General features: G+C 33.5%; 28 protein-coding genes. 24 read left to right on the forward strand and 4 right to left on the reverse strand.

The window, feature by feature from the left end; translation table 11 throughout:
• Positions 1-27 precede the first annotated feature (27 nt).
• From FS486_RS03800 to FS486_RS03825, 6 genes are all read left to right on the forward strand, one after another.
• A complete protein-coding gene (locus FS486_RS03800) occupies positions 28-291 on the forward strand; it encodes a hypothetical protein (RefSeq protein ID WP_144509935.1) in 264 nt (87 codons plus the stop codon).
• A 53-nt stretch (positions 292-344) separates the two neighbouring features.
• Positions 345-869, forward strand: a complete 525-nt coding sequence (locus tag FS486_RS03805; RefSeq protein WP_144509937.1) for an ADP-ribosyltransferase-containing protein — start codon at positions 345-347, stop codon at positions 867-869.
• A gap of 39 nt (positions 870-908) precedes the next feature.
• Complete coding sequence (locus FS486_RS03810) at positions 909-1100, forward strand: hypothetical protein (RefSeq protein ID WP_144509938.1); 192 nt, start codon at positions 909-911, stop codon at positions 1098-1100.
• A 103-nt stretch (positions 1101-1203) separates the two neighbouring features.
• On the forward strand, positions 1204-1416 hold the full coding sequence (locus tag FS486_RS03815; protein ID WP_144509939.1) for a hypothetical protein: 213 nt from the start codon (positions 1204-1206) through the stop codon (positions 1414-1416).
• Between the two features lie 68 nt (positions 1417-1484).
• A complete protein-coding gene (locus FS486_RS03820) occupies positions 1485-1790 on the forward strand; it encodes a hypothetical protein (RefSeq protein WP_144509940.1) in 306 nt (101 codons plus the stop codon).
• A gap of 77 nt (positions 1791-1867) precedes the next feature.
• The gene (locus tag FS486_RS03825) at positions 1868-2083 is read left to right on the forward strand and encodes a hypothetical protein (protein ID WP_144509941.1); all 216 of its coding nucleotides are present in this window, start codon (positions 1868-1870) and stop codon (positions 2081-2083) included.
• 1946 nt (positions 2084-4029) lie between these two features.
• Here the strand turns inward: FS486_RS03825 and FS486_RS03830 are convergent.
• The 4 genes from FS486_RS03830 to FS486_RS03845 all read right to left on the reverse strand — a co-directional run bounded on the left by FS486_RS03830 (position 4030) and on the right by FS486_RS03845 (position 9050).
• Positions 4030-5163, reverse strand: coding sequence for a hypothetical protein (locus FS486_RS03830; RefSeq protein ID WP_144509942.1), 1134 nt, complete (start codon positions 5161-5163; stop codon positions 4030-4032).
• 29 nt (positions 5164-5192) lie between these two features.
• Positions 5193-5741: an excalibur calcium-binding domain-containing protein gene (locus FS486_RS20555; RefSeq protein WP_313956968.1), complete on the reverse strand. Its 549-nt coding sequence runs from the start codon at positions 5739-5741 to the stop codon at positions 5193-5195.
• Between the two features lie 218 nt (positions 5742-5959).
• Entirely contained in the window at positions 5960-6715 is a 756-nt protein-coding gene (locus tag FS486_RS03840) for a hypothetical protein (protein ID WP_144509944.1), read from the reverse strand.
• A gap of 46 nt (positions 6716-6761) precedes the next feature.
• Positions 6762-9050 carry an AAA family ATPase gene (locus tag FS486_RS03845; protein ID WP_260858021.1) on the reverse strand — a complete coding sequence of 763 codons (2289 nt, stop codon included), beginning with the start codon at positions 9048-9050 and terminating at the stop codon, positions 6762-6764.
• Positions 9051-9260: 210 nt separating this feature from the next.
• Between FS486_RS03845 and FS486_RS03850 the strand changes: the two genes are divergently transcribed.
• The 18 genes from FS486_RS03850 to FS486_RS03935 all read left to right on the forward strand — a co-directional run bounded on the left by FS486_RS03850 (position 9261) and on the right by FS486_RS03935 (position 24262).
• Positions 9261-9800, forward strand: a complete 540-nt coding sequence (locus FS486_RS03850; RefSeq protein ID WP_144509946.1) for an RNA polymerase sigma factor sigma-70 region 4 domain-containing protein — start codon at positions 9261-9263, stop codon at positions 9798-9800.
• Between the two features lie 60 nt (positions 9801-9860).
• Positions 9861-10226 (forward strand): hypothetical protein, encoded by a 366-nt coding sequence (locus FS486_RS03855; protein WP_144509947.1) that lies wholly within the window; start codon positions 9861-9863, stop codon positions 10224-10226.
• 142 nt (positions 10227-10368) lie between these two features.
• Positions 10369-10680, forward strand: coding sequence for an HU family DNA-binding protein (locus FS486_RS03860; RefSeq protein WP_144509948.1), 312 nt, complete (start codon positions 10369-10371; stop codon positions 10678-10680).
• Positions 10681-10814: 134 nt separating this feature from the next.
• Positions 10815-11537 (forward strand): PhoH family protein, encoded by a 723-nt coding sequence (locus tag FS486_RS03865; protein WP_186321344.1) that lies wholly within the window; start codon positions 10815-10817, stop codon positions 11535-11537.
• A gap of 381 nt (positions 11538-11918) precedes the next feature.
• On the forward strand, positions 11919-12113 hold the full coding sequence (locus FS486_RS03870; protein ID WP_144509950.1) for a YonK family protein: 195 nt from the start codon (positions 11919-11921) through the stop codon (positions 12111-12113).
• A 4-nt stretch (positions 12114-12117) separates the two neighbouring features.
• Positions 12118-13317: a metallophosphoesterase gene (locus FS486_RS03875; protein ID WP_144509951.1), complete on the forward strand. Its 1200-nt coding sequence runs from the start codon at positions 12118-12120 to the stop codon at positions 13315-13317.
• Positions 13318-13353: 36 nt separating this feature from the next.
• A complete protein-coding gene (locus FS486_RS03880; RefSeq protein ID WP_144509952.1) occupies positions 13354-13734 on the forward strand; it encodes a hypothetical protein in 381 nt (126 codons plus the stop codon).
• Between the two features lie 165 nt (positions 13735-13899).
• A complete protein-coding gene (locus tag FS486_RS03885; protein ID WP_144509953.1) occupies positions 13900-14493 on the forward strand; it encodes a ClpP family protease in 594 nt (197 codons plus the stop codon).
• A gap of 192 nt (positions 14494-14685) precedes the next feature.
• Complete coding sequence (locus tag FS486_RS03890) at positions 14686-15720, forward strand: hypothetical protein (RefSeq protein ID WP_186321345.1); 1035 nt, start codon at positions 14686-14688, stop codon at positions 15718-15720.
• Positions 15721-15763: 43 nt separating this feature from the next.
• Positions 15764-16657: a hypothetical protein gene (locus FS486_RS03895; protein WP_144509955.1), complete on the forward strand. Its 894-nt coding sequence runs from the start codon at positions 15764-15766 to the stop codon at positions 16655-16657.
• Positions 16644-18434 (forward strand): terminase large subunit domain-containing protein, encoded by a 1791-nt coding sequence (locus FS486_RS03900; RefSeq protein ID WP_186321346.1) that lies wholly within the window; start codon positions 16644-16646, stop codon positions 18432-18434. Before FS486_RS03895 ends, FS486_RS03900 begins: the two co-directional genes overlap by 14 nt.
• A gap of 44 nt (positions 18435-18478) precedes the next feature.
• Positions 18479-19960: a hypothetical protein gene (locus tag FS486_RS03905; protein ID WP_144509957.1), complete on the forward strand. Its 1482-nt coding sequence runs from the start codon at positions 18479-18481 to the stop codon at positions 19958-19960.
• Positions 19961-20007: 47 nt separating this feature from the next.
• On the forward strand, positions 20008-21366 hold the full coding sequence (locus tag FS486_RS03910) for a hypothetical protein (RefSeq protein WP_144509959.1): 1359 nt from the start codon (positions 20008-20010) through the stop codon (positions 21364-21366).
• 29 nt (positions 21367-21395) lie between these two features.
• A complete protein-coding gene (locus tag FS486_RS03915; protein ID WP_144509960.1) occupies positions 21396-21854 on the forward strand; it encodes a hypothetical protein in 459 nt (152 codons plus the stop codon).
• A 51-nt stretch (positions 21855-21905) separates the two neighbouring features.
• Complete coding sequence (locus FS486_RS03920; protein WP_144509962.1) at positions 21906-22883, forward strand: hypothetical protein; 978 nt, start codon at positions 21906-21908, stop codon at positions 22881-22883.
• Between the two features lie 63 nt (positions 22884-22946).
• Positions 22947-23504, forward strand: a complete 558-nt coding sequence (locus FS486_RS03925; protein ID WP_144509963.1) for a hypothetical protein — start codon at positions 22947-22949, stop codon at positions 23502-23504.
• A gap of 15 nt (positions 23505-23519) precedes the next feature.
• The gene (locus tag FS486_RS03930) at positions 23520-23951 is read left to right on the forward strand and encodes a hypothetical protein (RefSeq protein WP_144509965.1); all 432 of its coding nucleotides are present in this window, start codon (positions 23520-23522) and stop codon (positions 23949-23951) included.
• Positions 23948-24262, forward strand: a complete 315-nt coding sequence (locus FS486_RS03935; protein WP_144509967.1) for a hypothetical protein — start codon at positions 23948-23950, stop codon at positions 24260-24262. The genes FS486_RS03930 and FS486_RS03935 overlap by 4 nt, the downstream gene beginning before the upstream one ends.

The following is a 24262-nucleotide window of genomic DNA, read 5'->3' on the forward strand; positions in this document are numbered from 1 at the left end:
ATAAATAAATTATTAGGAGGAATTAGGATGAGTAAATATGAAACATATAAGAATGACAACAACAAGTATTCGGTATTACAGGTATATATCATTCATGACAATATGTATTTCAATTTGGATTGTGCTATTGAAGTGCAAGACGGCAAAGATTATATCAGTACTGAATACATTGTAGTGAAGCCATATGAAGAAATAGAAGAAGGCTTGCAGTGTTCTCATGTTAGATATAACAGTTTTGAAAATGCTTATGATGAAGCACAATATGAAAATGAATATGAAGGATTATTGTGATTGATTATTTTTTACGACATAAATAAATTATAAAAATAAAAGGTGGAATACAAATGGAATTGTACCATGGATCAAAAAGTAAATTCAATCGCTTTGACTTATCGTTTATTGGCTTGAATGGAACAAGTGAAGGAAAAGGCTTTTACTTTACAAATAACTATAACATAGCTAAAGGATACGCTGGAAACGGTTATTTATATACAATTGATTTTCATGGTAAGAAGGCTTTAGGCTACACTGATAAAAGAATAACAGAAAATGAATATAGACAACTTGTAAAAGAGTTGGATCGAAAAGGTGAATATTTATCTAATTTTGGTGACGTGGCTTGGGATGGAATAGAAAAGGTTACTAATGAAGCTGTAGAAATAGACTACTATGGAACTGATAACGATGCTGACTTAATCGGATCTATTACTAATGCATATGGAAATAGTGAAGACGTTTTGAACACTGTTTATACACTACTTGGATATGACCATATTATTATAAAAGAAGCTAGTTGGGGAAATCAAACTATAGTTGTAGCGTTAACTAATGATTGTTTCAATATCGTAAGCATTGACGAAATTAATTAGAACAAAAGTAAATTATCATAATAAAAAGGTGGAATATAAATGATTAATTTAATGAAGAATACAATTGAATGGGAAAACAAAGTAGTGCAATTTATGAAAGATAATAATAATCAATTGATTAAATTGGATAACAATAAGCAAGAAATTACATTCAGAACACTTGACTATGATGTAAGAGTTTACACTTGTAGCTATGATAAATTAAACATGAGAATGGATCAACAACAATAATGATTAGACAACTATGGAATGAATATAGCTATCTCATATTGTTTATGTGCTTGTGTATCATATGGATAATATTTAATACAATTAAGTTGGTGACTATGTAAATATGATTGTGGTATACAAGGAAATAGAATGTAATGACATATTACAGACTTGGGAACGGATGCTTGAGTATATGAAGGATGTATCCAGTATTGATAATGAAGTTAGATGTATTAGAGATAAGTATGGAACAGAAAAAGAGTTGATACATGGATATATGGGAAACAGTGTATGCATGGAATATGAAGGATATAGAATGTTAGTTGTGAAGGTGTAAAGTGACTGGATGAATGATACATGAATGAGTTATTACAATAAACTATATGAATAGGAATGGTGAATAGGATGAATACAACACTAATAGGATTGATGTTAATGATTATGAATACATTAGGATTGAACAATGTACCAGTAGTAGAGTATGACAGTGTGACAAATAATGTAGGCAATGGATTGGCATATGAGTATGAGATCACAAGTATAGAAGATAATGAGATACATGGAATAGCATTGAATAGAGTGAGTGAGGATAATCAAGGCATATTCTTATATAAAGATGAGTTAGAGTTTAATGTTAATGTTGGTGATAAGATTGGTGTAGTTTGGGGAGAATATGAGGATGAATTTGAACGGATTGAATTGGTTGAGTGAGTTGGATTGAATTGAATATGTCACTGATTGATATTACATGAGTAGATTATAAAACTATATGAAAAGGAATGATGAGAATGATTAATCTAACTAAAAGAGTAAACGTATTAAACCTATTAACAGGTGAGGAAATGATTTATACATGTGATCCATTAACGGCTGTCAAGTCTGCATATTGTATGGAAAATGGATTAATGACAAAGTTTGCTACTACACTAGGGAAGATTGACTTGCCTATACTGAGAGGTAAACATACTATATCATGTGGTGACTGGACTTGTAGAGTTAGATAGAATGGAATAGATAGTATGATACAATTGAATAGAATAGACGTAAATAGTAGCTAGTGTATCATACAGTATGATTGTATGGTATGCTAGTTTTTTATTATGTGCTGGCGTATGTGAATGAATGGAATAGGATTGATCGTATGACTGGTATGAGTATGTGAGAATGGGAATATGGTATTCTGATTATGATATTTAGAATCTGTATTATAGGATATGAATGTAACAGATTGATACAGTAATTATATGTGTATTAGTCTAATGGAATGATACAGTTGATACAGTTAGGATGATAGGAATATAAGGATAATATGAGTGTTGTGGATTATAAATGAGAAGATGAAATGATACAGTATAGATTGGATGTAACCATGATAGTTACAATAAGTGCTGACAAGTTTGTTGCCTGTTATATATCGAACGCTGATATAGTTATATAGGAAAATTTGATTGGTGGTTGCTGTATTCCCTATTGTGATCTGATTATACGTTTAGTTTGTGATTTATGGATGATTACTTATTGATTAGATAAAAACTTGATATTATTGGACTGAGAACGGCAGATAATGAAAAAGGTTGTATAATGACTATTATAATACCGTAATTTATAAGGCTTTTAAGGTGGGGCGGTATTTACAGATATTAGGGAACAATTGTTCTTAATTATACCCCTACCTGGTACTTTCACACACTCTACTTATTTTTCATCCTCCTCTCATCTCATCCTCTCAATCAAATTTTCACTCAATCCTCTCTCCTAATCCAATAGTCCTACTACATCCTCAATCTCCCCCCAATTCCCACTCGATTTCCCTCTCGTAACGCTCCGAGTCAACCCTAAGTTTTCCCACCTTTCCATCACCCTCCATTTTCCCATTTTCACTCAATCTCATCATATTCACTCCATTTATCCCCTCTCAACCCTTATAAATCCCACCTTCATCCGAGACAGTCCATCCTCGACTCATTTCATCATCTGTATCACTCGAATCAAATCACCTCTCACATCCCAATTTTCCTACCTTCATTCACCCTTTCCAACTAATCATCTCGTATCCATCTCGCAGCTCATTTTCATCTTAATCGGACACATTTCATCTTCGAGTCATATAAATTTATCCATCTATTCCCATTCAAAATGTCACCCTAATCACTCGTTTATCCTTAATATTCCTATCCTTTTGTAACTTTTCATCCTGTTTCCATCAAAATCAGTCACCCTAAATTAATTTCTTAATAAATTTATCCAATTGTTTCCATTTCATATTTACTCATCATTCAACCCGACTCAACACAAAAAAGCCCAAGTATCAAATTAGCCATTTCTGACATTGACACTCAGACTTCTCTGTTCACATTTCCATGTTGCAGTACACTAAACTTAGGATTCAGCTATCTTCTATCTGACACAACTTTACTAACCCAATTCCATTCTATCCAATTACAATCATTCTCATACATCAGTAATCAAATTAATTTAACCTATCCAACAATTGGCACTGAATCACTCTCAATGACGTTTGTTGGATTTAATCTTAGCAAATTACTCACATAGCTCTGTAAGGTTCTATAGTGAATCTGTAGCCACTTTAATCCTTCTCATGACTAAATGTTCATTCTTATGTTAGCTCACTTAGAATCGCATATTTTTAATTAAATTCAATGTGTCTATTTCAACCTGAGTCAACCATCCACTTTTCATCTATTCATTCCTTCGCATTTCAATCTCAGTTCACCCAACCTCTCACATGCGTCTCTAACGTTCTCTGATTATCCTAGAGCCACTTTAATGACTAAGATGAACATTTCCCTGTCAAATTTTAAAACGTCTACAATCAATCAAAATGATCATTTAAATGGATGCTATAATCTATCCTAATAATTTACCTATGTAGAGGGGGGATATATTTCAGACATAAAAAAAAGAGATAGCATTTAGCTACCTCCCTCAATTAATAATTAGGAAAAACTGGTTTCTCTTTCAATGGTTTATCAAAAAGGATTGTGATTCTCTTATTAGCTTTGTCATATGTCATATCAAAATCTACATTCAATATCTGTTTAATCTCATTGTTGCTATAAGGATTAATATAATTTGATCCTGTTAATAAGCCTCCTCCACTAACAAATGGATATTCTTTTTCAGAAAAGGTAATCTTCCTATCTCCTACAATTTCCTCTAAAGTCACCACGTTATAGAATCCTAATTGCTTATTTGATTCATCCTCATACTGTGTTGAAGGCTGAGCTGTTGTAGCACCAGAAAACAATCCATCGTACCCTACACTTCTTGGTGAATCGTCATACCAATAAGTTTCTCTTGATACACTTAATATGTGTTCTAATAGTGGGATAGAGAGATGATATTCCCCGTTGTATAGTGTCACTACTCTATTGTTTAGTGCGTTAGCTACAGGCTGTGGACGTTTCTCTGTCAAAAGTTTCTTGCCATCACTAAATGAAAGTACAACTTCATTTACTTCAATTCCATAATGATAGTATGCTTCAATTGACTCATGTTGCAAATGATACTCATCTTTCGCTAATTCAAACTGTTCTTTGTAAATAGCGCTAGCATAGTCCTTATAGTTGTTATATTTTGTATTCTTAATGGCATTCAACTTTTCTTTATAAATTGTACTCTTGTCTTTAACTACTACAGGAGTCGACTTAGGATTTGTTGGATTCGGCACTGAAACAATTGGAGTCTCATTCACTTTCCCATTCAATAAAGCCAATTTAGACTTAGAAGGTGTCTCATATTTAACTACTTGAATATCATAAATGAAGTTGCCTCCACCTACTCCATACATATAGCCATCTAGATTTTTATAGCTGTATACACGAAATTCTTCTCCAGCTTGCAAGTTGCGAACTTTACTTAGAGTTCCATTCTTTTCAAGTTTAAATAAAGCTGTTGGGGATTTAATTGTTACTTTCCCTATCTGACCTAACTTTAGCTCTGTCTTACCCCACATGACTTTATTAGCCAATGTGTCTGCACTAGCAGTTTCATTGTGAAATACGACAACGCTTATTGATAATACTGTGACTAGAAGAAACTTTATCATCCTTTTGTTCATCATATACAACTCCTAATTTTGATTATGAAGCATTAATTAGGCTCGCAAGCCCATCCATCCTTGTCTCTATCGTGTTTAGAGGCATATGCAGGATGACCCTTCATAACTCCATTAGGATAATACTCTTTTAACGCTGTACAGTTTTTAAATACTGATGGAGCACCCTTTACCACTTCTAATCCTTCTTCTACTTCAGGAACTGTTGTTACAGGTGTCGGATTATTGATTGCTTCTTCTAGTTGAGCTAGCTTGGATTTAGATGGTGTTTCGTATTTTGCTAGCTCATTCTTCCTCACGTAGCTTCTACCACCTACACCGTAAAGACCACCATGTTGACTCTTAAAGCTGTAGACTCTAAACTCATCTCCAACTTTCAACTTTCTTACTGTAGATAGTGATCCATTGCTTTCAAGTTTAACTAGTTCTGTTGACTTAAGAATCGTAACCTTACCAATCTGTCCTTCTTTAAGTTCAGTTTTACCCCACATTACACTTGCTGCATTACTTGAAGCTGAATTAAAAACATTGACTCCGAAAACTAATACTACTAATAACATAACTCTAATAAATTTAGTAAGCATTTCTTTTCCTCCCATCATTTACTAATATCATACAGATAGGAGGAGATTTAGTCTATATCATTTTTACTAATTTTAATTAAAATCATATGAGGTTACGTTTTCACCTCTCTATAATAAACTCTATATATTAATTATATATATTATATTATATAAACTCTTTTATTATAGAGTTATAAAAACGTAACCTCACCCCTAGTTACGTTATCACACAACATAATCTATTTAATCTTATAAACATTGACTTCTCCCTTCTTTTTCACCTTCTGATTCTTCTCAATTAGATCAGCTTCCACTAATCCTTTTACCACTTTTATCACCTTCTGATTACTCCACCTAGTTAGCTTTTCTAATGTGCTATTGGAACATTGGAATTCATCTGTATCATGAAAGTGTAAATTCTTATCTCGCATCATCAGTAATATTCCATATAAATAAATGCCAGCGCATTTCAATTTTTCATTAGCCATACATGCAACCACTATTTCACCTCTGACAATATGACTGTTCTCAGCATTCCAATACAATCCATCATTATCTTCACCTATTGATAACAATGGAGCTTTCACAAATGGCTTAGGCGTTTTAAATTTATTTACCAATTCTCTATCTAATTCATCATAATCGCTAAGCATAGTAAAGCTAATATCTTCTCCATCTTTCATATGCCATAACACAGGATAATCGTTTACTGTATCGGTATATCCCTTTTGATCTAACAATCCATCTTGCTTAATGATATAGTTAACACGCTTCTCATTTGGATTGTAGCCTAGTATCTGTTTAATATCGCTCATTGTAAATCCTTTTTCTCCATACTTGGCAAATCCCCAAAGGTAAGCAATCACCCAATAGAAACAATACAAAAACTCTTGATGCTGAGGAGACTTTAACTCCCCTTCATCAAGCCATTGTTTCATATCAGCATAAATCTTATTTGGCATTGCTACTGGTCTTTCAAAATGTTGTTCAGCCAAAATGTCACCTCTATTCCGTTTCTTTATATATTTATATTATAATAACTTATTTATGTTGAGATTGAGAATTAATGATTTCACCAAGGAAGGTTCGACGCATCCCAGAGGCATCATTCTTAATTGCAGCATATAATGCGTTATTTTCAACTAATGCTACTCCTTTTAACGATGTACGTGTCATAGCTGTATATACTAATTGTTTACTCAACAGCTTGTATGCTCCGTAATCCAAAGCGAATATAACATTCTTAATACTAGATCCTTGTAATTTATGCACCGTAGCTGCATATGCCATCTCAATCTTATCCAATTCAGTTTCATTCAATGCTACTACTCCATCATATCCATCAAGCCTAATAAATACTAGCTTATTTGTCTTATCAAATGAATCAATATATCCTAATGTACCGTTGAACAAATCAAATCTGTAAGGCTTTAAAAAATATTCGGCTTCATCATCTTCCATGAAGCTAGCTTGAGCCATCTTACTATGGTACTCATGTGTATCATGAAACTTCAACTTCTTATAGGCGTTTCCTTGTGTAATAATCTTATCGCCTTCTCTGTAGTCATATCCGTTTCTGTTCAGTGAAGTTTTATTCATGTCATTAAATATCGCTTGAAGCTCGATGTTCAAATTCTTCACGCTAAGACTTCCTCGCTCTCTGTTTGCTACAATAACTTGGAACTCATATAAATCTTCAGGTGTGTATATTCTACTCTTATATGCTTTAGATATTTCCAATAAGTCATTTATGATGGATTCTTTATTGTGATAAGCAATTACAGTTTGATCTTGTAGCTCACCAAAAGTTTCTTGTCCTGCTGTGTCATAGTTGAATACTTGATTGCCATTACGAATACTGTTAGCTAAACTTAGGATTCCACTCTTGGCGGCTTGTCGATGCACCTTTGTTAATTCAAACTTAGGAAACAATGAAGTAGCTAATAAATCACGTAGTACGTCTCCATAGCCAATTGCAGGAAGCTGACCACTATCTCCAACTATGATTAACTTTGCACCATTTGGAACTGCTGATATGACACTATGAATTAACTGTACATTAATCATGGAAACCTCATCAATTACAACAACACTATAAGGCAATGGTGAGTGTTCGTTGAAGATGAAAGCTCCATCTTGGAATCCTAACATACGATGAATTGTAGAAGCTTCTATTCCACGTTGAGATAGCACATTCACGGCTTTCCCTGATAATGCACATGTCATGTAATTGCTAGTTCCAAGAGAATCGATCAAACCTTTTACATTTGCTGATTTACCACTACCAGCTACCCCATTTAGAATCATGACTCCATATTGTGATCCCTCTATGATTGCCTTTCGCTGTTCATCTGTAAATTCAAATCCTTGATATTCTTCTGTTTCTTTCAACTTATGTTCGATATTTTCAATCTTAGGCGGGGTGTAATTTTCGGATATACGTTTCAAATGGTTGAATACCTCATACTCCAGTTTTCTTATGGAGGCTAAAGCAACTTGATTGTCGTTTTGAAATACAATTGCTTTATGCATATTAGCTAAAGTTGACTCAACTAATCCCATTGGAAGATTTAATAAGTCGCTACATTCGGTTAGCAATAGGCTTTTAACCGACCAAGTATGTCCTTCATTTGTATCTTGCTTCAGTTGATATTTGATGCAAGCTTCAATACGTTTCTTGCTTTCGGGACTATCTCCTCTTCTCATTGCAATTTCATCTACAGTTTTGAAGCCAAACGTTTTAATATCACATAGTTGATATATTTCAGTTTCAATTGCAGTGAGTGCTACATCAGGTGTTTGAAAGTGTTCTAGTATTTTGTAAAGCTTGCTTGTTGAAATATCTAATTCACTTAACTTAGCAATCAGATTAGCTAGTTTCATATTGTCCTGTATATTCTGTTTAATCTTATTTAAAGTTGGTTGCTTGATTCCTTTAGTCAATTGCACGTTTACTTTATCAGCTAGAATGAAATCTACTAATTTCTCATGTGGATATGTTTTCTTTAGCACATTAAAATGTTTCTCTGATATGACTTCTTTTAGAAACTTGTCCTGTGCATCCAATGTGTCTAACTTATCCATTTCAACCTCAATTATTTTGTAGTACTCACCATATTTAGGATGACTGTAAGCACCTTCAAATTTAATAGTATACTTCTCCCCTTCTGTCAAAGGTCGTGTATTCCCTTGTATGGAAAAGTTGCCATACTTGTTTTTGACTACTTCTCTATTATATTCAACCGTGTCACATGCAAAAATACCGAACATTTTCGATTCGTCATAATACACTTGTCTTTGTATGGATACTTCAAGCTCATATTGTTTCACTGTCAATTTCATCTCTCCCCATTTGTGTGTAGTAAGTGGAATACCCACTTATAATATACTATAGTTTTATAGTTTAGTTTTGTCAACATAAATAAATTATAAAAATATTAAAATACTAGTTTATAAAAACGAAAAAAGAGACTATAGTAGAAGTATAGGGAATAGTTAAGACATTTCCTTGTGATTATTGAAGGGTTTGGGGGTTATGCATTGTCTGGAATGAAGTTAGATTTAAATAGCAAGGATTTATTCTATAGAGATTTGACAATATCAGATGTCAATGTTGTTCGGCTATTAATAGAGTTTAGATATAAATATGATAATTACTTGTACAGCGTATCGAACAATGCATTTGATGTCGCTGGTGAAGTGCAAGGTGTAAATACAGAAATGCTACTTACATATGCAGCATTAGATGAAACAATTAAAGAATGCAACTTGAGTGAAGAACAAATGAAAATCATTGAACTATACGAACATGGGCTTACTCATCAAGAAATTGCAATTGAGCTTGGAATGGGTTCAAAGGAAAATATCAAGAAAAGAATAAACACCATATGCAAAGAAGTTGTGAAGCAGAATTTGTGGAATTGGAGAAAAGTCAATTATAAAAATACATTGGATTTGAAAATGAAGAAATGTAGTAAATGTAAGGATGAACTGCCTGCAACTGATGAATTTTATTATAGCAAAAATGATAGCGAAGACGGTTTTCATAGTCAATGTAAATCGTGTTTTAAAGAAAAGTAAAGAAAACGTACCATTTAATGCTTAGAAGTCTAACTAGTCATATAGAAGGAGTTATTTAAAATGAAATTATACTTGCCACATCGTGAGGCGACTTTAGATACTTCATTAGGATTCACTGAAAGAAATGAAGAAATCTATAAGTTACTTGAGGAGTCAACAGGGTTACAAGACAATGAAAACGATATTATGTCTGTAGAAGAATATTTTAGATTCACTTGGGACAAACAACCAACTAAAATTTCTTTGGATGTCATCGGTTACTATTTAACAAAGAATAATGCTGAAGGCGAAGATAGAGATGTTTTATCAAATGGGAAACAGAAAGAAATGATTAAAGGATCAAATCGTCACACAACATTCTCTGGAATGGGTTATGACAATCAAGTAGCGATTGGTGTTGTAGATACTGATGATTATTGCGGTTAATATAAGTAAATTATCATAATAGTTGTAAATAAATACTCTATTTTTGGCTATTAATTTAGCCAAATAGTATTAAAAATTAATGGTTTTGTTCATTTTCCTATAAAAATGACAAGAAAACAATGAGAAAAAGGGGATTTTTAATATGACGGAATTATTTAAAAGAGACGAACTAAAGAAACTATTGGCTGAGGAATTTGAAACAACACAAACAGCTGCGATTGAAATTTACGATAGAGTTTTTGCAGTATTAGAAGACGTAGTTATTACTCAACAAAAAAGCGTTAAATTAGGCGAGTTTGGAACACTGAAGGTTGAATTAAAACCTGCTCGTGAACATACGAATCCACAAGACCCAAAAGGAGATAAAATTCCTAAGTCTGCACATTACGGTCATAAGTTTGCTCCATCAAAATCATTTAAAAAAGAATTAGCTGAAATTCCAGTACAAGGATAACAGATTCAAAAATAAAAGATGACGAAGAGTGTAGAAGTTTAATAGACAATACAGAGGTATACCATCATATCATCTTACCTTACTCTCCCCTCTGTATTCTGTGCTCTTCGGTCTTATAAATGGAGACTATGCTGATGGCTACTAAATATCAAGATAAAGATATTCGTTGGAAATGGCTTGAAGAAAAAGGATATAGCGTTCTTGGAGATAAGCATCAATATGCTTACATGCAGAGCTTGTGGGCTTCCACTGATGTAGTTCAATCAGTTTTTGTAGATGCTAAAGCTGGTACTGGTAAAACCACATTGGCTGTTGCTGCTGGCGTTTATGAGATTGAAAAAGGAACATATGACAAAATAATTTATGTTCGTAATGCAGTAGCTGTTCGAGATCAAGGCTTCTTACCTGGTTCTGTAACTGAAAAAGAATATGTTTACTTTGCGCCATTATTTGATGCTCTTCTCAATCTACATCACGATGGATATTCAAGTTGGTATGAAAACGATGATGAGCATAAGAAAATTGTTATGACATCTACCTCCTACCTTAGAGGTGTTAATTTTAAGAATGCTTTTGTAATAATTGACGAAGCGCAAAATTTAGACTTAAACGAGCTGCAAACAGTTCTAACACGTATTCATGATAGCTGTAAAGTTGTTGTAATTGGCTCTACTCGACAAATTGACAACGTGAAGAAACTAGGAATGATTAAAGGTTATTCACCTTTCGAAGTCTACATGAAACATTTTGAAGGACATCTTAGCGTACAGCACAAATTAATTACTAATTATCGTGGTCAATTCTCAAATTGGTCAGATGAAATTCAACAAACAATAAATTTAATTGAAAAAACATAAGTAAATTATAAGTAAAACTACAATTTTATACATTACCTCCTACAATACAAAGTCACAGCTAGCGTGGCAAAAAGTGGACTGATCATCCGTATCCAACTTTGGGGGGTTAGAGGATACACAAATATAAAATGTCTTTCTACCTTGCCAATTAAGGTGGCTGGACACTCCTCTGTAGGAATGGTAGTCCTACTCGAGTCCATGTCAGAGTGGATTAAACTACTAGGGTTCGCCTTACCTTCTTCTGAATGAAAAGTGTGGTTCTTTGCTTGCTATTTCTTCCCTAAAGAAAATGCTTGAGTACATAGAGGAAAGCGTCTGATGTGTGACGCTGAATATAAATTACACATTTGAGACTAATGAGAAAAAGGAGATTGATTATAGATGGCTAAAGAAAATTCAGGATTTTCATTTAAAGGTGAACTAGGATATGACGATGGTCGTTTTTACATTACAGAAATTAAAAAGGATTCAGAAGAAACATTTGATTTAACTGCTAAGATGACTCAATACGTAGGAAGAACTTTATCAATCAGTGGTAAAGAAGAATTAGATATTGAGCCTGTTAGTGGAGTGTGATTGAATGAACAATTCAATTATTAAACGCAAAAAGAATGAATCAGATTTTGACTATAAAGTTCGACTATGTGTAGCTAAGTTAAATAAAGAACATGATTTAGATTGGCTAGAGCTTATTGAACTATTGGGATTAAATTGCAGTCCAGACCATTTGAGAAAACTTTCATATGCATGGAAAGAAATGTTGGACAATCAAGAAGTATCAACAATTGAGTCAATGGAAAATGAGTTGTTAGCTGAACTAGATTCTAAGAAAAAAGAGCTAGAAATCGCTAAGATTCAATATCAAGACCAAAAGCGTGAATATAAACACTATCTACGTCATGAAGGTCGATTAGATCATCTACTTAAGACAATGCTTGATTCCATCAAAGAAGAAATTAACACAAAGAAACCTTTAGAATGGGCTAAGCCAGTTAGTAATAACAGTAGTAATGGCGCATTAACCTTACTGCTAAGTGATTTACACAAAGGCATGGTAACGGATAATCACTGGAATAAATTCAACAATGAAGTGTTTTATGAGCGATTAAATCAGCTTACGCAAGAAGTTTTGAAATATCGTGAACTTACAAACGTAAATGAAATTCACGTTTTCGATCTTGGAGATGCAATAAGTGGCGTAATCCACAGAATGACTAAGCTATCTGAAACAGAAAATGCAGTGGAATCAACACAGAAAGTTGCAGAAGCATTAGCTGAATTACTATCAGTGTTAGCTAACACATTTGAAAGAGTTCATTACTATAATGTAAAAGGCAACCATGATAGAGTTGCAGCTCGTAAGGAAGAAGAAGTTAAGACAGAAAGCTTCCACAGTTTTATTGTATGGTATATGAAAGTTCGACTAGAAAAACATACGAACGTTATTTTCCATGATAACAATATCGATAGTGAAATCATTGTAGCAAGCATTCTAGGAAAAAATTATTTTGCGGTTCATGGACATTTAGATGGTTTAGGTAAAGTAGTACAAGACTTAACAATGATGACACGTTGTTTCCCTACTGCTGTATTTTTAGGACACTTTCATCGTAACTACGAGAATGAAATTCATGGTGTAGACATTATAATGAACGGCTCATTCGGTGGAACAGATGATTACGCTAAAGATGCTAGGTTAACCTCTAAAGCACATCAAAAACTACTATGGCTAGATGAGAACGGTAGAAAAGCTACATTTTACTTACGTTTCGATAAATAAACTATTATATAAACAATTGACTAAAAGGAGAATCCTATGAACGACTATAACGAGCAAGAAAAATGTACAGATGATAAGTGTATTACATGTTCATTAACTGAAGAGTTTGGACTAATGATTAAAGATGGCGTTCATTGGGAAAATGCTTTACGACATATTCTTGACGTTGCTCTAACTAAGGATGAAGAGTTTTTAAGTGATTTATTAGATGAGAGCTATGGTATTGGATTTCATGATGGAATAATGTTTGGCGTAGAGCAATCACAGAAAGCATTGGACAGCGTTCATGATTACATGTCAAGCAAAATAGCTGAAGATGAGTTAAATGATTTTGATAATGAAGGACAAGAATATGAGATTACATTATCTGATGAGGACAGCGATGATGAAATTCAAAGAATCATTAAAAATAATTAGAAACAGGTTAGATGATAGGATATTGTTAGCCTATGTGATTTGGTTTATCAAGTTAGAAGAATATAGAAGTAAAGCTGAGAATTGGATATTTCTACAAAATGAGAAGATAAAAGAACGAAGTTAATAGAATCAAATATGGTTCGTTGAGAATGAGGAGGAAGTTGGATGAGTGAATTACTATTAGAAGCAATGGATGAAAAGTCTCCCCTGTTAGATAAGGTGCAAAAAGATTTATTCAACGAACGAGTGATTTACTTAAATGAGGATATTAGCGGATATACCATTGATAATATTGTTCCTCTGATTAAACACATCAATGTTCAAGATAATAAGAAAAACATTAAACCAGAAGAGCGAAAACCAATAGAATTGCATATTACTAGTGCTGGCGGGAGCGCATACGACGGATTTTCTGTGCTCAGCGAAATCGAAAATTCAATCACACCTGTTCATACTTACTGTACTGGATATGCAATGAGTATGGGACTTCCTTTGTTCTTAGCAGGTCATAAGCGTTTTATGGGCAAGTATGCAACACTTTTGTATCATGAATTGCGTGGTGGAGCAAATGGCACAAGACAAGAAGTGAAGCGATTAGATAAAGAATATGATAGACTTCAAAAGGTTTATGATGATTATATCATCAATCATAGTAGCGTTACTCAAGAAGTTCTAGACGATCATCAAGAAAAGGTATCGGATTGGTACATTGATGCAAAAATAGCTAAGAAGTATGGAATGTATGACGTATTGATTTAGTTAATTTATTGAGCACTTTCTTTGGAGAGTGTTCGGTTAAGTTAATTAAACATAAGTGAATTATTGTAACTAAATTAAATACTTGTAGATTGCGACTGGTGGCTTAATTACCCATCAGAATGAGGAAACATCTCCCCTCTTCGCAATCTTATTTGTATTTGGAGATGAAAACAGAAAATGGAGATGTTAGATATGGGAGGAAGAAAACCTCACACTTACAAGGAAGTAAAAGAGTATTTAAGTAATTACGGCTATACATTAGTCAGTACAGAATATGTCAGACACACTGACAAGTTAGACATGATTTGTGACAATAATCATGAGTGCTCTATTAGTTTTAAAAACTATAAAAATGGCAAAAGATGCAAACAGTGTTTTTATGATAAAAGCAGACTAATACAAAGAACAAACTTTGATGAGATTAAGATAAGTATAGAACAACATGGATTTGAGCTTTTATCTGACGACTCAAATTACGTGAATAGAGTAAGCGAGATAAAAGTAAAATGTCCAAACGAACATTTGTATTCCACAACAATTCAGAATATAAAAGCTTCAAAATATAAATGTAAACAGTGCGCAGATGAGAAAAAGTCTGTTGAGTATAGAATGAATAGCAAAGTGGTATTAGAAGCATTTATGGAGAAAGGATTAATTCCAGAGTTTGAGGCTGAATTCTATAAAAATGCAAAACAACACCTGCCATATTTATGTAAAAAACATATCAATGAAGGAGTAAAATACACTACTTATGACAGTCTAAGAGATGCATTATTTATTTGTAAAAGCTGCTACCTTGAAAATAATAGCGATGAGAATCATTGGAATTGGAATGGTGGCATATCAAGTTTATCAGAACATCTAAGATCATTTATATTGGACTGGAAAAAAGAAAGTATGAAACAATCAAACTATAAGTGTGTAATAACTGGAGATGTTTTTAATGATATTCATCATCTTTACGGCTTCGATAACATTTTGAAAGACACTTTAAGAATTACAGGGTTAAATTTAAAAAACGCAATAAGCGATTACACAGCTTCAGAGCTAGAGTTAACAAGAAAAGAGTGCGTGAGAATACACAGTGAAAATATAGGTGTATGTTTAAGACATGATATTCACTTGTTATTTCATACCGTTTATGGATACGGAAATAACACTAAAGAACAATTTGAAGAATTTAAACAGCGATTTAAAAATGAAGAATTTAGCGAAATATTAACATAAGTAAATTATTATATATTAAATATTAAAAGAAAGGAGAAATGAAATGACTACAACTAAACCTAAAACTAAATCACCTCCAAATAAAAAAGTATGCGAGAAGTGTGAAAAGCTAAAAGCTACTAGTGAATTTTATAATGGTGACAAAATGTTTTTTCCTTCGGGGAAACTCCATATTTGCAAAGATTGTGCTCTACAAATAGTAGAAGAAAACGGACATGATGGTTTATTAGGCTTGCTTAGAATGATTAACAAGCCTTTTTATCAAGACCTATATAAAGGCGATACTGGAGACTACGTTAGGATGCTCAATTCGATGCCTCAATATAAAAATGTCGGATTCACCCAATCAGATACTCTAGCGCAATTGATTGATGTAAGCAGCATTAAACGAGCAAAACCTACTGAGCTATCTGAAGAAGATCTAAAAGAAAGTGAAGACTTTTGGGGCATTGGGAAAAAAGAACGTGATTACATTTGGCTAAATACTGAGTTCGGTGGATATCTTTCAAAATATGAAGTTGATAGTAAAACCCTAGAAGACTTAATTACTGAAATATGTCTAACAAGACTTGATATTAGAACTAGACGTGAAATTGGACAAGATGTTGATAAACAAATAAAAACATTGAATGAACTATTAACAGCAGCGAATCTTAAGCCTGTTCAAGAAACAGGTGCTCAGTCAGTGGATCAAGAGTCGTTTGGTACTCTTATTAAAAAATGGGAAGACACTCGACCTATTCAAGATGATTCAGAATGGAAAAAGCATGACTCGATTGGCAAGTATCTTAAAGTTTGGTTTACAGGACATTTAATGAGAATGTTCAGCTTAGAGAATAAAGACGAGCAAGAGTACTTTGAAGAAATTAATAAATATACTGTAGCTACTGATGACTCCGAAGAGAATACTGAAGGTGACGCAGATGGCAGGAATTAAAAACTTTCAGGTAGATAGAAATAAATCTACTAAGGGCATGAATATATTTAAGATTGGTAAAAACAATCGAAAAAAAGAAACCAAGTCAGAACGATTGATGAATGGTATAAATGTGTGGGCGTCCTATTATAGATTTAGAATGGATTTATTCGTAAAGGATTATTTAGGAATTCAATTAAAGCTTTTCCAAATCATCTTAATTTACGCAATGCAAAATAATCATTTCTTCATGTATTTGGCATCAAGGGGACAAGGGAAATCATTCCTTTCAGCTATATACGCAGTATCTCGTTGTATTCTTTACCCTGGAACAATTGTAGTAATAGCCAGCGGGACTAAAGGGCAAGCCACCGCAGTATTAAAGAAGATAGAACAGATGATGCCAGATTCTCCAAACTTGAGACGAGAAATATTAGATATTAAAACAGGAAGTAATAATGCAGCGTGTCAATTTCACAACGGCTCAATAATTACAGTAGTAACTTCCAATGATAATGCTCGCTCTGCTCGAGCGCACATAATTCTAGTGGATGAGTTCCGTATGGTTGATATTCAAGTCATTTCTAAAGTATTGAGAAAATTTCTTACGACACCTAGACAAGCTGGCTACCATAGTAACCCAGAATTTGCGCATTTACAAGAGCGTAATAAAGAAATTTACTTAAGTAGTTGCTATTACAAATCTCATTGGTCATGGGAGAGAGCTCAAACCTACTTTAAGGCTATGGCTCAAGGTAAGAAATACTTCATATGCAGTCTTCCCTATCAACTAGCTATTAAAGAAAACCTATTAATGAGGGATCAGGTATTAGATGAAATGTCTGAGGCTGATTTTGACCCGATCGGTTGGGAAATGGAGATGCAAGCACTATGGTTTGGCGAGAATGAGAAGTCTTATTTTAGCTTCGAAGATTTAAATGTGAACCGAAAAGTCGCTAAAGCCTTCTACCCGTCCGAAGTTGCAGAACACATAAACGATAAGAAGCTTACAATTAAAAAAGAAGCTAAAGAAATAAGAGTGGTATCAGCCGATATTGCAGCTAAAGGTGGAAACGCCAATGACGCTACGGCTATTTTTTGCGTTAGACTAATACCTACTCACAATGGATATGAGAGACAAGTTGTTTATTCAGAAACAATGGATGGTGGTATTGTTAGTGATCAAAGCATGAGAATTAAACAATTATATCATGAATTTTCATCTGATTATATCGTATTAGATACGATGAATGCAGGAATATTCCTTCTTGATGTCTTAGGACAAGAGCAAATAGACCCTAGAAATGGTCAAGTTTACCCACCTCTTAAATGTTTTAATGACGACGACTTAGCTAAGAGATGCGTTTACACAGACGCACCTAAAGCTATTTATTCTATTCAAGGTAGCTCTAAACTTAACAATAAGATTGCTGTTGCTATGAGAAATGCTTTAAGAAATAAAAAGTTGAAGCTGATGATTCATGAAAATGATGCAGAAGAAATTCTTACCAACTTAAAAGGATATGAAAATTTACCAGAAAGCATAAAAATAAAATTTAAGATGCCCTTTATACAAACAACTCTATTTATTAATGAAACTATAAACCTTGAAGCCACTTATAATGACAACAAAGAAGTAACCCTAAAAGAAGTCGGCTCAGCAAGGAAAGATAGATATTCTAGTTTGTCCTATCTAAACTACTTTGTTACAGACTATTTAGAGCCTAAAAATCGGAAGAAAAAGCAAGATGTACTACCTTCTCAAATGTTCATGTTTAAAAAACCTAAATTATATTAACAAAAGTAAATTATAAAATAACTAACAACGAAAGGAGGAATTTCATGTCAAATAAATCCCAATTCGACCTGACACTTGAGCAACAGAAACAAGCACTATTAAATCATCATTACGCTTCAATACGTAAGATGAATACTAAACATCTTAACAAGGCATTAACTTCTTCCCCATCTGTTTTATCACGCTTCGATTCTAAACAAGTAGCCAACTTCTTACAGAATCCTCAAAAACATGAGAAACAATTGCGACAGTTATCTAATTATTTATATAACGTCAATGCTCAGTATCGTCAAATTGTTCGTCACTTTGCTACACTGCCAACATATGATTACACGCTTAATATTGTTGAAATGCCTACTAAAATAAATGCTGACAAAATTACAAAAGCGTACCAGAAAGCAGCTCAGTATGTTGATAAGTTAAATTTAAAAGATGAAATGTCGGAAGTATTAAAAGTTGCATTTAAAGAAGATGTTTTTTATGGATATGAGCACGAATCTAAAGACTCCTACTTCATTCAAAAATTGGATGCTGATTATTGTCAGATTTCCTCTATTGAAGATGGGGTTTTTAATTTTGCTTATGACTTTAGCTACTTCGATAAGTTCAAGGATTCTATAGAATTATTTCCCGATGAATTTAAAGTTAAATATCAGATATACAATTTGAACAAACAGACAAATAGATGGCTTGAATTAGATTCTGATAAAACCATTTGCATCAAAATTAATTCTGATATAACAGACTATGCACTCCCCCCTTTCAACACTGTATTTGAATCTATTTTCGATCAAGATGAATATAAGAAAATTAAAAAAGCGAAAGCGAAAATGGACAACTTTTTATTGCTTACTCAGCTAATTCCAATGGATGATAAGTCACAAGATGTTGATGTATTTAAAATTAGCTTAGATTTAGCTATGCAATTCCACAATCAGTTGTCAGAATCACTTGGTGAAGGAATTGGTCTTGCAACAACACCTATGGAAATTGAAGCTATTAAGTTAGAAAAATCTAAATCAGATAATGATTCAGTATCAGAGGCAATTCGGGAAACATATACAGACGCAGGCTTATCTCAATATCTATTTAATTCAGACAAGAATACTTCTGCTGGCATAACAAAATCAATTATAACTGATGAACAATTTTTATTTAGTATTTTAACTCAAATCGAGCGATGGGTTAATAGGAAGCTAAAGAAACAGTCAGGAACAATTAAGTTTTATATTCGTTTCTTGCAACTAACCAATTTTAGTCGTGAAGAAGTATTTAATCGCTACCTAAAAGCTGCACAATTCGGAGCTCCTGTAAAAATGGAAATGGTTGCAAGCCTTGGTCTAAGCCCCCTTGAAATTTTGAATAAAACGACATTAGAGAATGAAATATTTAAATTACATGACCTATTTATACCATTGCAAAGCAGCCATACCCAGACAGATTCAAATAAAGCTGGAGCACCAAAAAAGAACGAAAATGACATTTCAGAAAGTCGCCAAGTCGATTTAGACAATTTAGATGATTAACATAAGTAAATTATCACTTTATTTTGAGGGGTGGTGAAATATGAATAATGGAAAAAGCTCTTAGATTTAATTCAGAGATACAAAGTATTGAAAAAATCAATCCTCTCTTCAGTCGTGCAACTATACGTGTTTTATATACGGGACACAACAGAAATGGAAGTTATTTTTCAAAGGAGTCCGTAGAATCGAGTATAGGATCAATTTACAATATTCCAATTATTGGCGAGTACATTGAAGAAACTGATAACTTTGGTGGTCACGGGGCTTCAATTGAATTTAAAGATAATGATATCAAGCTAGTTTATAGCACAAAACCATACGGAGTTGTCCCTGAATCTGCACAAGTATATTGGGAAAACGTTAAAGAGTCAGATGGGACGATAAATGAATATTTAACAATTGATGGTGCTTACTTGTGGACAGGTAGATACTCTGAATTAAATACACTACTTGAAGAAGAAAAATTTAATCAGTCGATGGAAATCGAAATTATAGATGGAAGCTTCTCAAAGATAGACAACATAGAAACATTCAGAGTGGACAACTTCCTATTCTCAGCTTTATGCATTCTTGGAATTGATAAAGATGGAGAAGGTCATGTTGAACCTGCATTTGAAAGCGCTCAGATTACAACATATTCACTAGATAAAGAGGGCTTCAAATCACAATTCAATCAAATGATTGCTGAATTGAAGTTCAGTATTAAAGAAGGAGGTACAAAAATGGAAGACAATAAAACAAATATTAAGCAAGAAGAAACAACTGAAACAGTTGAACAAGACTTCGACCTACTAGATTCATCAGATACACTTGAACAACCAGAAACGAACTTGGATAAAGTTACAGAAGACTTAGAGAAAGATGAAGAACAATCCGACTCCTCTTCTAAAGACGCTCCAGATTCAACTGAGGATGCTACAGAGCAATCTGAAGAAGAATCTACTAAAGATATCGCTATCAACGAATCAGAAGAAGAAGCTCTTGCTAAACGTGATTCAATCGCTGTTGGCGAGAACGCAGAACCTAAAGACGAAGAAGACGCTAAGGAAGATGAACCAACAGATTTCGAAGCTAAGTACAATGACTTGCAAGAACAATTTACACAACTTCAATCTCAGTTGGATGAACTGTCTACTTACAAACGTCAACGTGAAGAGTTAGATATTAAAGCTAAATTTACTGATAAATTATCAGAAGAAGAATTTGCTCAAGTCTTTGAATCTATGAAAGATGCTGATATTCAAGATGTAGAAGATAAGTTATTTGCTTTATATGGCAAGAAAAACTTCTCTATCTCATCTACAAAATCAGATACACAAGTTAATAAAGTTAAATTGGCAGTGTCGCAAGTGGAAGACAGCACTTCATCCCCTTACGACATGTTATTTGAGAAATTTAAAAAATAAATTAAGAAAATTCTAGGAGGAAAACAATAATGACAAAAGTTAATTTAGACAAGCTTCAAGCTAAATCAAACGGAAATATCGAATCAGTGGTTGGTACTGTATCACTAAACAATGGTGCATTGGTGGCACTTGGAACAGCAGTAGCAGGTGAGCGAGAGTTGGTAAATGCAGTAGCTCCAACTGACACAGCAGAATTACTTTTAGTAGCTGCACCAGAAGTAAAGCCTAATCAATCGTTAGACCAATTAGATTATGCAACACCAGCAGGAAAAGCTGTTCGTGCATATCACCTAACAGAAGGAGATAAATTTCAGGTTGAGCAATCTTTATTTGATGCTGTACCAAATGAAGGCGATGTAGTAACTGGAAATGCTACGTATGGCTATAAAGTAAATGCAGACTCAAGAACAACATTTGTAGTAGAACGTTTGACGAAGTTTGGTTATGACCAACGTCCAATGGCTCTATTACGTGTATTAACTGTTTAACAAAAATAATTTATAAAAATAAAATAATATATATTCAGGAGGAAACAAATAATGAACGAACTAACAAAGGTAGCTTTTAATCTTTCTAAAGAGCTTGCAAAAGGACAAGTAACAAATTACTCGAACACAGACGCAAATGAAATGATTCGTGGTGCGTTTTTAGAAGAAATCGGTACAGATGCAATTGATTATAACACTTACCGTCAAAATAAATATAAAATTTTCCAAATCCTACAAGAAACTATTGCTCCTATCATCAATGACCGTTTAGAAGAAGTTATGGGACGCTTTGCTGAAGTCCGTAATGTTGGATGGGGAGATTCATTAGTATTTGATATTGAGAATCCTGAGCTGTTTGAGGTTTCTGTAATCGCTGACGGTACTGGCAACTTAATGAAACAACGTATCGATAACGGTAAGATGACTGTTGATTTAAAAACTTACGGAATTGCTATTTATGATGAGTTCTACCGCTTCTTAGCTGGACGCACTGACTGGGGAACATTAGTTGCTAAAGTAGCTAAATCATATGAAAAACGTATCGCTGAATCTGTTAACTCTGCAATCTACGGATCTTACAACAGCATTGACGCTGCGTTCAAATATTCTGGAACATTCTCAGAAGATGAATTACTACGTGTTTTACAAAATGTTGAAGCACTATATGGTAACGCAATGGTAGTTGGAACTAAAGCTGCTTTAGCTAAAATCAAACCTGATTATGTTGGAGACGCTGATAAAGCTCGTTATAATGCACTGGGTTATATTGGTACTTTCCGTGGCTATGATACAGTGGCTCTTGTTCAATCATTCAAGCCTAACACTTATGAATTTAATCTTTCTAATACAGATTTATTAATTCTACCATCTTCATCTGAGAAAATTGTAAAAATCGTTACAGAAGGCACAGCAATTATTGAAGATGTTCAAAACATGCAAGGTGATATGTCTATTGAGCATTATTTTATTCAAAAAGCTGGTGTAGGTCTTTCTATCACTGAGAAGTTTGGTATCGTACGTTTCACGTAAGTAAATTATTAAAATGATGAGGGTGTTAACTCACCCTCGATGATTCTAAGGAGGAATATAAAAATGGCAGAACAAAAAACAAGCACACGTAAAACACCTACACGTAAAACCACAACCAAGGTCGAGACTAAAACGACTGACGTAGAAAAAGTGGAAAATAAAGTAGAAAAGTCTAAAGAAAAAGTAAAGCTATCAAAAGACGACAAAATTCCTGTGATGAATAACACTACAGGTCGTTACGGTTATATCGGACGCTCAGGCTATTCATTTGAATTAGAAGAGTATGGCGATGTGACTGATGTTCCATTTGGTGAGTTACAAGCTATGCGCTCAGGATCTCAGAAACGTCATCTAGAAGATGCTTTCATTATTATTTTAGACGAAGAAGCTGTAGAGGAATTAAACTACACTAAGCTTTATGAGAATGTATTAGACTCTGATGGTGTTGAAGAACTACTCTCTGATGTAGAAAAACTTAATAAAGTTGCTGATAAGATGCCGTTAGCTATGCGTGAAACAGTTATTTCAGTTGGAAAACGAAAATACAAAGATGGTACTTTGTCTAATCTCCACGTAATTAGAGCAATTGAGAATAATTTTAATGTCAAGATTCTTGACTAAGAAAGGGTGTTTTAAATGGCAACACCTTTTAATGAAGTATATCCCCTCTTCCTTTCTCAAGTTACAGATTATGAGTTAGCAGTAATGGATGAAGTTGCGTTAGAAGATAATTTGCAATTGTGGTTAATGAGCTCAATCGGGTTCTTTTCCAATTGTAAACACGACTTGAGCGATTTCGACTTAAGCCTAAATCAATTCAATGTTGACTTGAATCATCTAGAAAAACAAATTCTTTCTAAATTTATGGTTGTTGTCTATTTAGATACTCATCTAATAAAAGAAGATTTAATGAAACAATCGCTTAACTCTAAAGATTATCGTATGTACTCCCCTGCTAACCAAATCAAAGCTCTAATTGACCTTAAATCCAAAATCAACTCTGAAGCAAATACACTTATGTCAAGATATTCATACAATATTCATCGCTTAAAGGACTTCTTCAAATGAGTCAAATTACAGAAAAAGAATATCGAGAATACTTGATTGTACTAATCCCTTTAGTATGGAAGATACTTCCCTTATATGAGGAGAAGAATGAACATCTGGTGGATTATATAGATAGTGTTTGCACTGAAGTCAAAGGGATTAAGAAGATTATCGGGAGCTTACCGAGTAGAGTTTGGCATGATAGAGTTTTAGCGATTTTAGAGCAATTAAAAGAAGAAGTGCTATTAGATCAACATAAGAAGATTAAAAAAGAAACATTTAAAATAACAAGCTTGATTGACAAACAAATAGATGAACTGAAAGGAGTGTGA

This window comes from Bacillus sp. FJAT-22090 (assembly GCF_007676755.1).
Classification (GTDB): domain Bacteria; phylum Bacillota; class Bacilli; order Bacillales_A; family Planococcaceae; genus Psychrobacillus.

Excerpts from the sequence above, each read along its gene's own strand:
- FS486_RS03825 (WP_144509941.1), top strand. The coding sequence starts at position 1,868 with ATGATTAATCTAACTAAAAGAGTAAACGTATTAAACCTATTAACAGGT.
- FS486_RS03895 (WP_144509955.1), top strand. The coding sequence starts at position 15,764 with ATGACTACAACTAAACCTAAAACTAAATCACCTCCAAATAAAAAAGTA.
- FS486_RS03870 (WP_144509950.1), top strand. The coding sequence starts at position 11,919 with ATGGCTAAAGAAAATTCAGGATTTTCATTTAAAGGTGAACTAGGATAT.
- FS486_RS03830 (WP_144509942.1), bottom strand. The coding sequence starts at position 5,163 with ATGATGAACAAAAGGATGATAAAGTTTCTTCTAGTCACAGTATTATCA.
- FS486_RS03865 (WP_186321344.1), top strand. The coding sequence starts at position 10,815 with ATGGCTACTAAATATCAAGATAAAGATATTCGTTGGAAATGGCTTGAA.
- FS486_RS03810 (WP_144509938.1), top strand. The coding sequence starts at position 909 with ATGATTAATTTAATGAAGAATACAATTGAATGGGAAAACAAAGTAGTG.
- FS486_RS03855 (WP_144509947.1), top strand. The coding sequence starts at position 9,861 with ATGAAATTATACTTGCCACATCGTGAGGCGACTTTAGATACTTCATTA.
- FS486_RS03885 (WP_144509953.1), top strand. The coding sequence starts at position 13,900 with ATGAGTGAATTACTATTAGAAGCAATGGATGAAAAGTCTCCCCTGTTA.
- FS486_RS03890 (WP_186321345.1), top strand. The coding sequence starts at position 14,686 with ATGGGAGGAAGAAAACCTCACACTTACAAGGAAGTAAAAGAGTATTTA.
- FS486_RS03930 (WP_144509965.1), top strand. The coding sequence starts at position 23,520 with ATGGCAACACCTTTTAATGAAGTATATCCCCTCTTCCTTTCTCAAGTT.
- FS486_RS03815 (WP_144509939.1), top strand. The coding sequence starts at position 1,204 with ATGATTGTGGTATACAAGGAAATAGAATGTAATGACATATTACAGACT.
- FS486_RS03820 (WP_144509940.1), top strand. The coding sequence starts at position 1,485 with ATGAATACAACACTAATAGGATTGATGTTAATGATTATGAATACATTA.
- FS486_RS03915 (WP_144509960.1), top strand. The coding sequence starts at position 21,396 with ATGACAAAAGTTAATTTAGACAAGCTTCAAGCTAAATCAAACGGAAAT.
- FS486_RS03910 (WP_144509959.1), top strand. The coding sequence starts at position 20,008 with ATGGAAAAAGCTCTTAGATTTAATTCAGAGATACAAAGTATTGAAAAA.
- FS486_RS03925 (WP_144509963.1), top strand. The coding sequence starts at position 22,947 with ATGGCAGAACAAAAAACAAGCACACGTAAAACACCTACACGTAAAACC.
- FS486_RS03805 (WP_144509937.1), top strand. The coding sequence starts at position 345 with ATGGAATTGTACCATGGATCAAAAAGTAAATTCAATCGCTTTGACTTA.
- FS486_RS03900 (WP_186321346.1), top strand. The coding sequence starts at position 16,644 with ATGGCAGGAATTAAAAACTTTCAGGTAGATAGAAATAAATCTACTAAG.
- FS486_RS03800 (WP_144509935.1), top strand. The coding sequence starts at position 28 with ATGAGTAAATATGAAACATATAAGAATGACAACAACAAGTATTCGGTA.
- FS486_RS20555 (WP_313956968.1), bottom strand. The coding sequence starts at position 5,741 with ATGCTTACTAAATTTATTAGAGTTATGTTATTAGTAGTATTAGTTTTC.
- FS486_RS03905 (WP_144509957.1), top strand. The coding sequence starts at position 18,479 with ATGTCAAATAAATCCCAATTCGACCTGACACTTGAGCAACAGAAACAA.
- FS486_RS03875 (WP_144509951.1), top strand. The coding sequence starts at position 12,118 with ATGAACAATTCAATTATTAAACGCAAAAAGAATGAATCAGATTTTGAC.
- FS486_RS03920 (WP_144509962.1), top strand. The coding sequence starts at position 21,906 with ATGAACGAACTAACAAAGGTAGCTTTTAATCTTTCTAAAGAGCTTGCA.
- FS486_RS03880 (WP_144509952.1), top strand. The coding sequence starts at position 13,354 with ATGAACGACTATAACGAGCAAGAAAAATGTACAGATGATAAGTGTATT.
- FS486_RS03860 (WP_144509948.1), top strand. The coding sequence starts at position 10,369 with ATGACGGAATTATTTAAAAGAGACGAACTAAAGAAACTATTGGCTGAG.
- FS486_RS03935 (WP_144509967.1), top strand. The coding sequence starts at position 23,948 with ATGAGTCAAATTACAGAAAAAGAATATCGAGAATACTTGATTGTACTA.